At 59.6% G+C, this 14,760-nt stretch carries 7 protein-coding genes; 3 read left to right on the top strand and 4 right to left on the bottom strand.

The window, feature by feature from the left end; all coding sequences use genetic code 11:
- Nucleotides 1–2: 2 nt before the first annotated feature.
- Nucleotides 3–398: an adenylyltransferase/cytidyltransferase family protein gene (locus LGQ03_RS15660; RefSeq protein ID WP_090160967.1), complete on the bottom strand. Its 396-nt coding sequence runs from the start codon at nt 396–398 to the stop codon at nt 3–5.
- A 280-nt stretch (nt 399–678) separates the two neighbouring features.
- On the opposite strand from LGQ03_RS15660, the gene LGQ03_RS15655 reads away from it, so the two are divergent.
- The gene (locus LGQ03_RS15655) at nt 679–2,076 is read left to right on the top strand and encodes a glycosyltransferase (RefSeq protein WP_226749152.1); all 1,398 of its coding nucleotides are present in this window, start codon (nt 679–681) and stop codon (nt 2,074–2,076) included.
- Nucleotides 2,077–2,095: 19 nt separating this feature from the next.
- Here LGQ03_RS15655 and LGQ03_RS15650 read toward each other — a convergent pair whose 3' ends face one another.
- On the bottom strand, nt 2,096–6,361 hold the full coding sequence (locus tag LGQ03_RS15650; RefSeq protein WP_226749151.1) for a polysaccharide pyruvyl transferase family protein: 4,266 nt from the start codon (nt 6,359–6,361) through the stop codon (nt 2,096–2,098).
- A gap of 349 nt (nt 6,362–6,710) precedes the next feature.
- Between LGQ03_RS15650 and LGQ03_RS15645 the strand changes: the two genes are divergently transcribed.
- A complete protein-coding gene (locus LGQ03_RS15645) occupies nt 6,711–8,180 on the top strand; it encodes a CDP-glycerol glycerophosphotransferase family protein (protein WP_226749150.1) in 1,470 nt (489 codons plus the stop codon).
- A gap of 85 nt (nt 8,181–8,265) precedes the next feature.
- Here LGQ03_RS15645 and LGQ03_RS15640 read toward each other — a convergent pair whose 3' ends face one another.
- Nucleotides 8,266–10,572 carry a glycosyltransferase family 2 protein gene (locus LGQ03_RS15640; RefSeq protein ID WP_226749149.1) on the bottom strand — a complete coding sequence of 769 codons (2,307 nt, stop codon included), beginning with the start codon at nt 10,570–10,572 and terminating at the stop codon, nt 8,266–8,268.
- 212 nt (nt 10,573–10,784) lie between these two features.
- Here LGQ03_RS15640 and LGQ03_RS15635 point away from each other — a divergent pair, with 212 nt between their 5' ends.
- On the top strand, nt 10,785–11,951 hold the full coding sequence (locus tag LGQ03_RS15635) for a nucleotide sugar dehydrogenase (RefSeq protein WP_226749148.1): 1,167 nt from the start codon (nt 10,785–10,787) through the stop codon (nt 11,949–11,951).
- A gap of 137 nt (nt 11,952–12,088) precedes the next feature.
- Here LGQ03_RS15635 and LGQ03_RS15630 read toward each other — a convergent pair whose 3' ends face one another.
- A complete protein-coding gene (locus tag LGQ03_RS15630) occupies nt 12,089–14,389 on the bottom strand; it encodes an AAA family ATPase (RefSeq protein WP_226749147.1) in 2,301 nt (766 codons plus the stop codon).
- Between the last annotated feature and the right edge of the window lie 371 nt (nt 14,390–14,760).

Below are 14,760 nucleotides of genomic sequence, written 5' to 3'. Positions count from 1 at the left end.
GCCTATCCGGCCTGCTCGGTGTGCAGACGCTTGATCGCGGTCGATGAAATGGTGGGCGTGCGGGGGAGGTAGATCACCTGGCACAGATCGCTCAGGTCGTCGAACTTGCCGGTCCAGTCCGCCCCCATGGTGAACACGTCGATATTGTGCTCGGTGATATCGGTGCGTTTCTGTTCCCAGTTTTCCTCTGGAATGATGACGTCGACGCAACGCAGCTCTGCCAGCATGGCGCGGCGCGTTTCATAGTCGAAATGCGACTGCTTGCCCTTGATGTCGTTGAACGCATCCGAAGAGATTGCGACGGTCAGGTGGTCCCCCAGCGCGCGGGCGTGCTGCAACAGCAGGACGTGGCCATAGTGAAACGTATCAAAGGTCCCGTAGGTAATGACTTTTTTCATGTGGCCGCCTTCTCTGGGCCCTGTGGGCCTTTGGTTTGTGAGGCGGTATCATGTGCGCAGGCCCGGTTTCAAGATTCATCCGTGTGGTCGGGGTCATCGACAGGCGATGTGTTCCGATCCTGGCACGTGTTCGAAATTCTGCCGTCCATACGAGGTGCGCCACTTGGGGCCTGCATAAATCTGTTGTAGCGTCCGCAACCATCAGTGTGCCAAGTCTCAGTGAATTCCATTCATATCGGATCACACGATAGAAAAATGATAAAATGACGGATTGGGACTTATGATCGAGGCAACCACGAAAACAGATGCGGATACATCTGCCGAAAAGCAGAACACATGCCTCGTATTTGGTATTACATCTAATTTGGGTTTCGCCCTTGGCACGTTTTTGATCGGATTTATCAAGCATCATCCTGACTGGAACGGTTTTGTCCATGTTTTTCATAATGGTGTTTCACAAGAGGATCAGGATACGATTGTGTCGATCTGGCCGGATGTTACATTCAGCGTGATCGCAGAAGACGACATCTATGCAAAGTGTAACGGCACCGAAACCTCTTCCGAGGTCGTGCGCAATATCATAAATAGATACAGTGTCATGTATTTTGCAAAGTTCGCATGTTTCGATCTTTTGAATATTTATGACAAATGCATCTGGTTCGACGTTGATATGGTTGTGCAGAGGCACATTCCGGATCTTTGGGACTTTGAGGATTTGGCATGGCGCCCGGTTCTTAAAATAACGGAATCAAAGCACAAGGACCTGCACCGTGACTATGCTGATATCCTTAACGCGCACCCGGTGCCGCGCCCGAATGGCGGTCTGATCTGTGTGTCGCGTAATGTGTGGGAAAAGCATGCGATAGATTCTAAGGTATTATACGGGATATTCTTGGGTGTTTCCTCGAAAAAGGATATTCTGACCGGGGATGAAATGTCCCTGATGATCATGGCGTCGAAATACAAGTTGGACGTCAAGGTTCTGGACAAGGCGTATAATTGCCCGTCTGCGTCACCCTACGGTCGCGATGCTTTCGTTGTGCACAGTATCGGTCCTCAGAAATTCTGGAATGACGGCGCGGTGGCGGTGGCCTATCCAGCCTGGCAACAGGATTTTGACCTATGGCTGGAGGCTGGCGGCAGCCCCTATAACGGAAAGTTCGATGCCTCTTACATTCCGCATAGTCCCAATGACATCATTGTTGAATCACGCAGGGTGCGAAACAACAATATCGTCCTGGCTGCGCTCAAACCGTTTTTCCCCGATGTTGTCATACTGGATATATACAACCAGCAGGCGGATGGTGTGACATGCTATTTTCCCAAGTCGGGAAAGCGTTTCCTGATCAGGATAACCCCGTTCAGCCTGACACCCGGTGAGGCTGGGTTCGAAGCGTTTTATATTGATCTCGAGGTCCCGGCCGAGAGCGGTGATCTGCACACATCCATCGCGCGACGGTTGAGGGTGATGGACACGCCTGGCCTCACCATAAAGCGCAAGACGCTCTCGGATGGGCGGATCCGTTTGGTGCGCAAGAAGGTCCCTGGCGCGGAACTGGACATGCGGCTCGCGCAGTTCATACGGATCGGCCAGGTTCTGAGTGGCGAAAAAAACATCGCGCCACTCGTTTTACGGTCCGTCGCGAAACGCATCTACAAGAAGGTCTTTTCGCGGTAGGCGGCCACCGCCTGCACCTTTATTTCGTGGGGAGTGTGTCGAACGCCTGTGCCACCTTGTCGAATTCGGTGTCAAAGGCCGCGGCCAGCCAGTCGAAAGACGCGCTGCGCATATCCTTGAGTTTCAGGTGCACCGCGTCCCAGTCGATGGGCTGGTCGATGATCTGTGGATCAAGCGCATCACGCTGCTGAATACGGTCCCCCAGACCCAGCATGTCGAACAGGGCAAAACGCGCGTTGCCGCGGCTGCCCTTGGGGGCGCAAATGAACGGCTTGCGAAAGATTGTCGCCATACAGGCCCCATGAAAGGAGTCGGTGAACACGAATGAGGCTTGGGAGATCGCGGCGACAAAATCGGCCAGATTGGCATCGGGAAAGAACGTCAGACCATCGTAGGATTGAAACTGGGCTGTCTTGGTGGCCTTGGCGGTGTCGTTCTGCATCGTGCTCATGAAATAGCTGTCCGCGATACCGGTGCGGTCTGCCACGGTGTCGCGTGCGAATGCCACCAATGTGTCATCGACGTCCAACACGTAGTTCAGGACATAATCGGTGCTTTGGATATCCACGCGCGCCCGTGTCTGCAGCTCTGCGTAGATGTGGGGCGGGCACAAGAACACGGGATCCAGGATCTGCGTGGCGGTAACCCCGATACTGTCGAGCATTTCGACGCCGTCGGGTTCGCGCACCGAGACATGATCGATTTGCCGCAAAAGATGCGCGGCAATGGCGCCCTTGGCCCCCTGGATCGGGAATTGCGATCTTTCACCGCCAAGGGAAGTCGCCACCGAGATTTTCTTGACCGAACTGTCGCCCGCGCCCAGAAATTCATATTCGGGATTGAACGGCACCCATTTGCCCGCCCAGAGCTGGTCAGAGGCCAGAACGAACCTGGCGCACTGCTTGCGCAATATATGCAGGTCCTCTGGTGCGTGATGGGCCGTGTAGTCGTAATACTGGCTGAGGATCTCGTGGTTGTAGCGATTACCGTTGTTGATGGCGGTCCGTGAGGGGCGCCAGACCACGGCCACGCTGAGGCCGATGTCACGCAAGATCTGGTGCAGTGCAAAGAATGTCAGCACGCCACCCAGATTGCCCTGATGATGCCAGCCGAAAAGCGCGACGTCATACTTGCGCGGTGCGGCGGGATCGACGGGGGGGTATTTGCGGGCGTCCAGATATTTGTAGACCTCAATCTCGTGGCCCATGTCCGTCTTGAAGGTTTCAAGGTCGCCGGTTTTCTTGGCGGTGATGAATGCGTCAAAGCTGCGCGCGGCCAGATGGCGCCGCTGACGGATCAGGGCCTTGCGCCATTCAGGCACATCCAGTTGTCCCGGTGCGATCCGTTTCAGTGGCACGGGCTGGCCGCGATCAACATCGTCCTGCAAGCGCACGCTCAACCCTTCGCGCCGGTGGCGCAGACCGCCGCCTTGCGATTTGATCGCATCGGACAGGCTGATATTTTCAATCGTGATGGCGTCGCTTTTGTTGCCCTCTTCGAGGATGTCGATGATGTCCTGATTGCGCGCGATCACGACGTTCGTGCCGCGCCAGTCGGCGCTGTATTTCGGCAGCCAGGCATCGCCCAGCACGACATCTGCGGTTTCGGCAAACACGTCGTCGCAATAGTTGCATGCGTTGGGCTGGAAAAAGTTATGCCCCCAGCTGCCGCCCACAAGGCGCGATGTGCGGATCTGCTTTTTGGGATCCTTGGTGCCCTGTTCAGCGGCAAAATTGTATTGGCTGGATTTCTTGCCGGGAATTTTGACCCGAAAATCGACCTTGCCCACCTCTTGCGGCGGCACACCCAGCTGCCAGGCGTTGGATTCCGCAAAGAAAGAGCTCTTCATATGGCCGCAGACGATGCCGACATAGTATTTCAGACAGGCGTCCAGCGCAGGATCGTTCTGCGCCAGAAGGCGGGCGGATTTGATGAAACAGGGCACGCCGACGATGGCATATGTCTTGTCGGGGTGTTGTTTGACTGTCTTGAACGCATCATCCAGCGTGGTCGAATAATACAGGCTCTTGCGGTGCCGGTCGACGTCATCGACCGAGAACGACACCCGGTAGTTGAACATGCGTGCGTCATCGCCGTCACCGCCGACGTGAATGACACCATCCACGCGCCCGCTGGACAAAAGAGATTTCAGAATCCACGAGGTCAGACCGCCCGAACTGCTGCCGACGATCTGTTTGTCATCGCTGATCCGCCCGGCCAAGACGGCCTGATAGGCCCCGACATTGCTGTCGACGGGCATCTTGATGGTTCTGGATTGCGGCGCGCCAAGCGCATCTTCGTGTGCGGCGTTGTCGGAAAACGGACAGACCACATCCGCCTTGGCCAACAGATCGGGGGACAGGTTCTCGACATCCGCCAGACGGGCTGCGTGCATGCCCTTGTCGTTGACGTCGATGGCGATCTGCCCGTCGGTGGCGATGGCACAGGCCCCGCATCCGATACAGATATCGCGGGCGACCACATCCTTGATCGTGAAGGGCTGGCTGGGGGCGGGCGTGGGCGCGCGGGCATCAATCAGCCTCTGTCCCGTCTGGTGGACGACGATGCCCTTGCCGTTGATGTCCGCGATCGTGGGGGTTGCGGGATGTGCGGCAGCGCCGGGTTTTCCCTTGATCAGGCCGGTCGTCACAAGCGTTCTGCGCGCAAGGCTGCGTCCACGGGTGCGCAGTGTGCCAAGCCGTGATTTCAACCGTTTCGTGCGGGCAGGGCCCAAGGTCCTTTTCACAACCGAAACGGCCAGCGGCCGCGCCGACGCAAGGCTGAGGCCGGGTTTTGCTTGCGCCCGTTTGGGTGCAAAAAGCGCGTCGTTCAAAAGCGTCAGAGACTGGGTGCGCAGCACGTCAAGCCGCGCGTTCACGCGATCCCAGTCGATGGGGGCGAGGATTTTTTCAAGATCGGCCTCCGCTGCATTCACGACCAAGCGGTCCTCTAGCCCGAACATGCGCAAGAGAGAGGTAAAGCGCGCCATGCCGCGTTTCGGGTTGCCGTAGGCAATGAACGGACGGTTGAATAGGATCGAAAAGGCCACACCGTGGAAGGAATCCGTGACCACGAATTGCGCGCTTTTGAACGAGGCCACCCAGCTTTCGACCGATCTGTCGCCGTCATTGCTTTGCAGCACGCTCTCAGCCTTCAAAGGCAGACCGTTGGTGGCATAGGTTTGCAGGCCGAGCCTGTCCTGGATTGTGTCAATCAGTTTGGCCTTGTCGGGGTCGGTATCCAGAACATAGGCCAGCATGCGGTTCTGATCGTATCCGAAATCCTTGGCCTGGATCAGCCTGTTGTAATCACCCGGCTGCAGCAAGAGTGTGGGGTCCAGGACGTGATGGGCCTTGGCCCCCAGCGACCGGCACAGATCGACGGCGCTATCCTCGCGCACCAGCACGGCGTCAAAGGCCTTGATCAGCTTGCGGATGGCGTCCTTGGTCGGACGGTCGAACCCCATTTCGTCGGCGCCAAAGGATGCGGCATAGCTGATGCGCTTTGGCGGGTTGGGATGACCCGAGAGGAAATCAAAGAAGAAATCCCTTGTAATGCTGCGGGCGTATTTGGCCCGCCAGACCTGATCGCTGCCCACGATGATGGCGTCGAAATGATATTTGTCGATGTTGCGTGCCAGCTGTGCGGACGAATAGAACCGCCGCGTGGCAGGTGCCAGTTCTGCATTCACAAAGCTGGCGTTAGGCAATTTCGACGACATGCCATAATGGTCGGCCATGGCGGGTTTTTTGGCATCCCTGGCCAGTGATGCTGCATTTTCGGTGAAATCCTTTGGCGGATGCCTGCGGTTGATGACGACCGGCTGGTGTCCCAACTGCCTGAGCTTTTCCATCAGCGCAAAGAGCTGCAGGTTGCCACCGAAATTCCTGTTCTGCGGCAGTGTCATCACCCCGATCCTGAGCGTCTTTCGCGGGCTGTCGGTCGCCGCAGGAGATGCATGATCGAGATCGATCTGCGCCACAATGCCGAGAACCTGAGCGTTCAAAAGCGCGGAGACCTCAGCCAGCGGAATGTCCTTGGCGATGTTCTGCTTTTTGCCTTTGTGTGCAAAGACGGGATAGGGATCCGTGACGGATTTCTTGACCAGATCGACGGCAAAGCGTCCCGCGGCCAAGGGGGTGATGTCCGCTTTGAACGCGTGCCCTGCATGTGCGAAATCGGCAACGACGCAGGTGTCACGGTAGACCCATAGACGCACCAGATGCTTGTGCGCCTCGGTTTGCTTGAGCGCGGCTGCGATCTGGTTCGTGATGTCTTCTTGCATCCTGTGCTCCGGCTTTCGTTCAAAATGGCATGACAGCCCATCAAGCCGCGGTGCTGGCACCACGAAATGTTCATCCAGCCACAACCGCAGTCCGGCGGTTGTTTACGCCGATTGATGCTGGTTGAGCAATCGCTCTGCGCGTGATGCCGATGTTCACATCGGCGGCGGCTTTTGGATCATGCCACCGCTGCAGGCACGATTTGCGCCTTGAGGTGTGACGTATTTCCGACCAGCACGGCCGACACAAAGGCTGTGACGCCTTTCTTCTTTTTTATCGACGGTAGAGTGTCTAGGAGCGCAGCCAGTCAGCGGAACATTCTGCTGCACCTTGATTGACGGAGGATTTTCCATGGGACATGTGATGGCACTGGTCGGATTTATTGCATCGCGCCGCCAGTTTCCCCTCGTCTTGTGCATTGCTCTGGTCCTGATTGCCTTTGGCCTGGACCTTGTCCTGTTCGGCGGTGTTCTGACCGTCGCGGATACGTTGGGTCTGATCGCCGCGCTGACCTTGCAGATGTTGATCCTGTATCTCTCGGCGATCATCACAAAGATTTATCCGCTGGTCCTGCACCGTGAGGCGACAGCATCGCCCGAGGTGCATAACTGGACAGTCAGTCTGATCATTGCGGGTTGTCCTGCAGTGGGCATTCTGACGGGTCTGTCGCTTTGGATGACGCTGCTTGCTCTGGTGGTCTTTGTTGTTCACGCGGCCCGCGTCGGTCGTCATTATTCCGGGTTGGGGACGTGGACCCATGCGCAATTGCCGGGGCTACGTTCCGATTTCTTCGTTTTTACGGGGGGTGGTCAGAACAACACCTATCAACTGACCCAGTGGCTGCCTGTCTTGGAACAATCGGCCCACCGGTTCTGTATCATCTGCGATAATCCTGCGTTTGCCGCTGCCCTGCCAAAGACAGACTTGCCCGTGTTGATCTCGCGCAACCTGATCGGCAACGAGATGGCGGTCATTGGTGCCGCCCCCAAGGGTGTCCTCTATACAGGCAACCCGCGCACGAATACCGGTTTTTTGCGCTTTGCGCAGTTGCAGCACGTGTTCATCAATCACGGTGAAAGCGACAAGGTCGTCAATCAGAGCAAGTTGTTGCAGGCCTACGATCGTTTGTTCCTGGCGGGGCCGATGGCGCAGCAGCGCTTGACTGACGCCGGTATTGCCCTGCGCGAGGGTCAGGCCGTGCATATCGGCCGCCCGCCGGTCGAACTGGACCTGACGCGCCTGACCGATCCTGCAGGCCCGGTGCGCCGGGTGCTCTATGCGCCGACCTGGGAAGGGCTGGTCAAAGAGGCCGATTATACCTCTGTGCGCGCCGAGGGCTTCGCCATGCTGGAGGCGCTGCTGGCAGTGCCGGATCTGGAAGTCACCGTCAAACTGCATCCGCTGACCGGATCCAAGTCGCAGGCCCAGGCTGTCTGGCGCAAACGCATGCTGGCCCTGTGTCAGCAGCGTGGCGTGACCGTCCACGGGCCTGATTATCCGATACATACGGCGATGAACGACAGCGACCTGCTGATCTGCGATATCTCCTCGGTGCTGAACGATTACCTGTATACCGGCAAGCCCATCGTGCTGTGCCATTTCGGTGAAATGCCGGTCGATCAGGTGCGCGATGAATTTGCATCCGCACAGGCGGCCGCAATCCTGACTGATCCGGCGCAGACCGCGCAGGCCCTGTCCGACAGCACGGGACCGCAGATGACGGCCGCACGTGCGGCGGTGGCAGAAGCCTCGCTCAGCCTGTCGAGGGGCGGGATGATGGACCGCTTTGATGCGGCGCTGGCACAGCTGAAACAGGACTGACGCAGGCGGCCGTCCGGCCGGATGCAGATCGCGCCCAGTCCAGGGGGGCCTGTGACAGATAGCGCTCCGGACGTGCGGTTCATGATTAGTGGAAGAGCTGCGCGACCCACCGCATCGGTTCGGTCAGTCGCATCGACTTGCTGCGCATCACCTTGCGATGATTTGCGTGGAGCCGTTCGTTTTTGCGCTGTAAGTCCTTTACGGTGCGGCGCAGCGTTGCAATTTCCTGGCGCAGCCGGCTGGGTTCGCCACCTTCCACACCATTCAAATATGCGGCGGTGACAAGCTGATCCAAAAGGTCTGTCGGGATGGTTCCAGGTGTTTCGGGGGTCGGTGCCGCGGCCTCTTGTATCCAGCGCCCTTTGGGCAAATTTAGGCGTTTTTCCAGATTGGCGTTGCCAAGGCTGTCACAGAATAATGTGACGATCTGGACGCGCTCTTTTGCGGAAAAGACCGAGCTGGCGTCGCGGGTGCCGGGTGCAAGGCGATAGAAGTCACGCAATATGTTCTGCCGGTCAAGGACGTTGGGCACCAGAAGATTCACAAGCTCTGCAAGCTTGAGCTGCTGCGTGTCGATCGAGGGATAGTGGCGCTGATCCGTTTGCGCGAGCCCCTCTGCGAGGGCACCGAGATCGCAAAGTTCCAGAAACGCATGGACGGGGCTGCGACCGTGGGCCGTTGCGTCTTCGAGCGATGTAAGCCGCAGTTCTTTTGCGCAGGCGGTTTCGATGGTGTTCACCAGATTGCCGAAATCCAGCTGACGTTCGTTGTTCAGTAGATATTCGGCCGGTGTCATGTTGCCGGTGTTACCGCCGGTGCTGACAAGTTCGCGGTAATAGCTTTCCATCCATCGATCCGGGCGACGGTAAAACAGCACGGGGACGATATCCCCGAGCGGTGCCAAGGCGGCGACAAACGTTCCGATTGCCGCCTTGCGCCTGGCTTGGTTCGCGTCCGGCATACTGATGTTCTCGGCCGAGATGATGATGGTATGGCAACCAAGAGCGTCGGCCTCTGCTGCGATCTGGTGGACCAGTGACAGGTCGCCCTGCGCAATCAGCGCCCGCAGTTTGTCGTGTCCAGGCAGCCCCTCTGCGCGTGTCGGGATTTCGTCCGTAAGGGTCCCAAGCCCCGTGGCTGGGAACAGGACACCCTGTGTGATGAGGTGATCTCTGTTTTTGTCCAACTGCGTCTGTATCGTGGTCGATGCCGTCTTGGGCATGCCAAAGTGCACGATGACCTTGCGGTTACCGCGGGTCGGGATCGATCCGGACATGGGAACAGTCGATGTTGCGGATGCGAAAACACGGTCAAGCACGGTCGAGAAGGCAGACATGTCCGCATCTTGCAGCGCGCGATAAAGTGCGACGGCGTCATCTTGTGATATCTTGCCTCGGCCGCTTTGTCCTTTGGTAAAGTGCAAATGCCCAACCGTGAAATGCCGTCGGATTTCGCTTTCGGTCGGTGACACCTTTTTGACAATACCCAGATACCTGTCTCGGAGGTGGGTCCGATCGCCCGGGGTGATCCGCTCAGCCTCGCCGCGCAAAAGGGATGCGCCCGATCGGCGTATGGCATCAAATATGATGCAAAAGAGTTCCTTCAGGACCAACTCTCTTGAATGGGGGCTATCAAGGGCCTCCCATCTGTCGATGGACTTCTCGAAACTGGTGACCCACATACGCCATTTTTCAAAATCGGGTGCTGTGGTGGTGATCGAGTTGGCACGCCGTCGCCAGATTTTTGTGGGCTCGCCGAGGATCGCAAGGCTGTTTGCAGATTTGAGCGCGTCAACCACAAAGATACGGTCTTCGAATTGGCGCTGGGTGACGTCGAACCGCAGGTTGTTGTCGTTTATGAATGCGGTGCGAAAAATGAAGCTCCAGCAAAACTTTGCGTTGAAACCTGCATGCGGAACGCTGTCGCCGTAAAATATGCCACGCGATTCCGGCCCGAAAAATGCGCGCTCTTGCGGCAGTATCGCACCTCTTACGTTATTCAGCTTGGTCTGGATCGTCTGGCCGTGGGTCATGTCTGCACCGGTCTCGATGGCATAATCGAGCTGCCGACGGAGGCCTTGGTGCGTGTAGAAATCATCTGCATCCAGAAATGCCAGATATTGACCCCTGACGGCGTCGAGGCCGATGTTCCGCGCGCCCGGCAGGCCGTTGTTTTGCGGCGGATGAATGACCCTGACAAAATCCGGCAAAGCCAGGCTATCAAAGAAGTCTGACGTAAACTGTGCGGGGTTGTCGTTGACGATAATCACCTCGATCCCGTCAATATCCTGCGTGATGATGGATTTGATCGTCGTGGGAAGAAACGCAACCTCGTTGTAGAAGGGAATGATGACGGAGAGCAGCGGTTGCACGGTCGGATTATTCTTTTCCATGGTAGGCTTTGCTCAAATGGGTGTCCTGCGACGTGTCATCGTTAAGGTTATGCCCTAAACTGCAGATGTTAAAGTCGCCCACGGGATCTGCGCGTCCTGCTACCACGTGTGCCGATGCAACGGTTCGGGGGCGTCGTCATGAGAATGTCGCCCTGGCTATCGCATAGACCGCCGCAAGGCGCTAAGACCCCGCCGACAACAGGAGCATCACCATGAAAATCGCCGTGATCGGTCTGGGATATGTGGGCATGTCGAATGCGGTGCTGCTGGCGCAGCACAACACCGTCGTGGCCGTCGATCTGGACCCCACGCGTGTTGATCTGGTGAACGCGCGCCGCAGCCCCATCGAGGATGCAGAGCTCGCGGATTATCTGGCCAACCGCGCGCTGGACCTGCGTGCGACCACCGATCTGGCGGCGGCGGTGCAGGGGGCGGATTATGCCATCGTGGCCACGCCCACGAACTACGATCCGGTGGCGAATTTCTTTGACGTAAGCTCTGTCCGGGCGGTGACGCAGGCAGTGCTGGCCGCCTCACCGGACACCACGGTCGTGATCAAATCGACGATTCCCGTGGGCTGCGTGGCCGAATTGCGCGCGGATCTGGGGTCGGACAACATCCTCTTTTCCCCCGAATTCCTGCGCGAGGGCCGTGCGCTGCACGACAACCTGCACCCCAGCCGGATCATCGTGGGCGATCGGGGCGATGCGGCCCGCCGCTTTGCCGATCTGCTGGTGCAGGGGGCCGTGAAAAAGGACGCGCCCGTGCTGTTCACCGACGCGGGCGAGGCGGAGGCGATCAAGCTGTTCGCCAATACCTACCTTGCGATGCGGGTGGCCTATTTCAACGAACTCGACAGCTATGCGCTGTTGCGGGGCATGGACAGCCGCCAGATCATCGCGGGCGTGGGCCTCGATCCGCGGATCGGCGATCACTACAACAACCCCTCGTTCGGCTATGGCGGCTATTGCCTGCCCAAGGACACCAAGCAGCTCTTGGCGAATTACGCCGATGTGCCGCAGAACATGATGCAGGCCATCGTGGATGCCAACCGCACCCGCAAGGACGTGCTGGCCGACCGGATCGTGGCGATGAACCCGGCCTGCGTTGGTATCCACCGGCTGGTGATGAAGGCGGGGTCCGACAACTGGCGGCAGTCATCGGTGCAGGGCATCATGAAGCGGATCAAGGCCAAGGGGATCACCGTCGTGGTCTATGAACCCGCGCTGGAGGAAGAGCGTTTCTTTGGCTCCGAGGTGATCCGCGATCTGGATGCGTTCAAGGCGCGCTGCGATCTGATCGTGGCGAACCGGCTGACCGATGATATCGCCGATGTATCGGACCGGGTCTTCACGCGGGATCTGTTCGGCAACGACTGAACAGATCCACGCGCTATGGGGCGGCTTGTCCTGGCCTTTTGCCCCTATTGTCGTTGCGGAAACGGTCGCTGTTCGGTTTTCGCGACAACGCCGCGGGCTGTTCGGTTCTGGCAACAACGGCCCGCGACGGGCTTTGTTTACATGCCCGGCCAGAACGCCGCCGTATCGTCGGCAGCGGTGACACCAACCTTCATCAGCTCACGCAGGGGTTCTCCTTCTACGACGCCACCCACCAGAAGATCACCGGCCAGCGTCTCGATCGTGAAGCGGTGCGTGTGGACGAGGTCGCAGGCGCGGGCGTAGGCGGCGTCGAGACGGCGAGCGGTGCGGTCACGCAATCCACGGTGCCGGGCGAAGAGCGTGGCCGGGTCTGCGTCGGCGCTGCACCAGATCAAATCGGACCCACAGCCAAAGCTGAGGTCAGCGGCGATCGCCAGGCGGGTGGCTTGTGCGAGATCGGATGCCGCGTCGCCGCCGCTGTGACCGGACGCGGACCCGGTGATCACGTCTTCTGCAGCGCGTCCGGCCAACAGGGTGATCATCTCGCGCTGAATGTCGGCGCGGGTGCGCGCATCCGGCAGCGGGGTCAGCACGACTTGCGCCGTGACCTCCCGTGCCACTGTCAGGCTGATCCGGTCGGGGCGGGCGTATCCGGTGATCTGGGCTGTGACGGCCTTGGCGGCACAGGCGACGGCGACACGCGCACGCAGCGCCTGTGGCACCGGCGGGCGCTGATCCCGCAGGGTGGTCATCAGATCAGTGACCGCCAGATCGCGGCCATTGGCACGGGCGGTCTGACGCGCGGCCTGCACCAGCCCCTTGATGTCCGCCATCGTGGCGCCGGAGGCCGCGCGCGCGATGGCGGTCAGGTCGGCGTCCGGCAGATCATTGCGCAGATGATAACGCAGCACATCCGGCAGATCGGCGGTCGTGGGGTGCTGCATATCGATCCGAAGTCCCAGCCGTCCGGGGCGGACCATCGCGGTGTCGAGATGTTCGGGATGGTTTGTGGCCCCGATGACGATGACGCCGTCGCGACCGATGGCCCCGTCAAGCCGTCCCAGCAGCATGTTGGTGACATTGCGGTAATAGTTCGAATTGTGATCCTGGGGTCCTTCGCGTGAGGGGATGGCGTCAATCTCGTCGATGAACAGCACGGCCCCCTTGGCCGGGCCCGATGCTGCCGCGATGGCGGTCTCAAAGCTTTTGGCGATGGCGCGCATCATCTCGTGTCCGCGACCTACTTCCGCCGTCTGCCAGTCACCCAATGAGGTGGCAATCAGCGGCACACCAGCGGCACGCGCGAGGGCCGCTGCTGCAAAGGTCTTGCCGGTGCCGGGTGCGCCCGTCAGCAGCACGCCATTAGCGACATCCGACCACGGCAGGGTGCCCGCCCGGTAGGCGTTCAGATCAGCCGCGATCTGGCGCAGGGTTTGGCCTGCCTCACCAAGACCGGGCAGTTCATCGAGCGTCGGTCCGTCGTCTGCGACGATGGTCTTCGGCAATGCCAGCTCTGCCAGCTTACGCGCGACACGTAACGGGCTGGGTTGGCGCAAGGCGAGGTCGACGGTGCTCATCGGCAGCGTTGCGAGTGCGGCGTCAGGCGGCAGGGCCGTGTGCATCGCATCCTCGGCAATCTGGCCGGTCGCACTGTGGGTCAGCCGCAAGGTCCAGATCAGCGCCTCGGCGCAGGGCCGGGCAATGTGAACGACGGGCAGCAGCGACAGCGCGTCAGGCAGCTCCGGATCCGGTGGAACGAGGATCACCAGCGGAGCGGGGTCTGCCAGCTTGTCCTCGGCGCGGGCCAGTTCGAGCGAGATTTTGGACGGTGTGCGCGTATCAAGAACGATGACCTCCGGGCGGAGAGGGGTCATCGACGGCGGCTGACCGGGGGGCGATCCCTTGGCGCGAAACCCTTTCATCAGCGCATCTTTGAGGCGCTGCGCCTCCGCCGTGCTCTCGCAGATCAGCACGGTGGCGGCCCCATCCGACAGCAGCGCATTGACCGCTGCCTGATCGCCAAAGGTCTTGGCCAGTTGCGCGAGGGCCAGCACGGTGCTGGCCGCAACCGGGTAGGGCGGGCGACAGTTCCGGGTCACGCTGTCGGTGGCCCATGGATCATCCCCCGCAGCAAAAGCTGTGGTGATCTCACCAGCGCTCATGGCAACTGCCGCAGGCGTCCCGCTGGGCATGGGCATGTCGTCTGCGAGATCGTCGGGGTCAAAGAGATCGGCCAGGCCTTCCTTGATCTCCCAGGCGCGCAGGGCATCTGCGGCGCTGGTGCCGGCGGCGGGTGGCGTGTCGGTGCTTGCGTGCGCAGCCTGCGGGGCAAGTGGATGATCGGGGTAGCACCGCAGCAGTGCGCTTTGGGCGAGTGGCTGCCAGGTGGGGGCCGGGTGTGAATCAACGGGTCGTGTCTGTCTGTCGGAATACGTCATGGCGATATCCAGCCTGTCGGAATGAAAATGACCCCGATACCCAAAGGGGCTATCGGTCAAAGGCAGGGATGAGGCGCGGCAGATCTGGGGGCGGGTCAGCGGTCCGTTGAAACGGTGCACCTGTTGCGGTGCGCATCGCCGGTCTGCCGCGCGCTGGTTATCTGCGGCGGCTGTGCGATCGACCTGGTCAGGGCGCGGTGGCCCGGCATGGGGACGGGCCCGGTCAGCGTCAGGGCAGAGGTATTCTGCATGATGATCTCCGCAAGGCTGGTCATGGGACGGGCTGACACAGGCTGAACCCCTGCACCCGCTGGATCATAATTTGCGATATCGCAGAGTAAACATGCAAAATCGCAAGCCGCCTGATCGGC

Source organism: Loktanella gaetbuli (assembly GCF_020531945.1).
Lineage (GTDB): Bacteria > Pseudomonadota > Alphaproteobacteria > Rhodobacterales > Rhodobacteraceae > Loktanella > Loktanella gaetbuli.
Note: the sequence above shows the minus strand (reverse complement) of the source record. Positions and strands in the feature narration are given on the sequence as shown.